The 511-nt window shown below is 36.8% G+C and carries 1 protein-coding gene; it reads left to right on the forward strand.

The window, feature by feature from the left end:
• Positions 1 to 86: 86 nt before the first annotated feature.
• Positions 87 to 511, forward strand: a 425-nt coding sequence (locus AAOP42_RS00280) for a transposase (RefSeq protein WP_349526453.1), incomplete at its 3' end; no start/stop codon positions are given.

Here is a 511-nt window from a genome sequence, read left to right on the forward strand (position 1 = left end):
AGAAACCACGCTGAGGTCATCTACATAGCCATTTTTTCGTCAAGCATCGATTCCATGAAAAATTAAAACATTGTATATTTGGTGTTATGGGTCGTAAATATGCAATAAGAGACCAGAATCAATTTTATTTTGTCACATTCACAGTAGTATATTGGTTGGACGTTTTTATAAGGGAAGAATATAAGTCCATATTTTTAGATTCAGTTCGATATTGTCAGGCAAATAAAGGCTTGCAGGTTGGGGCATGGTGTATTATGACCAGCCATGTACATATGGCAATAGGTACGACCGGAGATCAAAAGCTTGAAGATATTATCAGAGACCTGAAAAGCTACACATCACGTCATATCAGAAAATACATAGAGAACAATCCACAAGAAAGCAGAAAAGAATGGTTGCTTTGGATGATGAAAAGAGCTGGTAATAAGGCTTCTAACAATAAGGGCTTCCAATTTTGGCAACAGCACAATCACCCGATAGAATTGTCAACTAATTCTATCGTACAACAACG

This window comes from Reichenbachiella sp. MALMAid0571, from assembly GCF_040151475.1.
Lineage (GTDB): Bacteria > Bacteroidota > Bacteroidia > Cytophagales > Cyclobacteriaceae > CAXBNB01.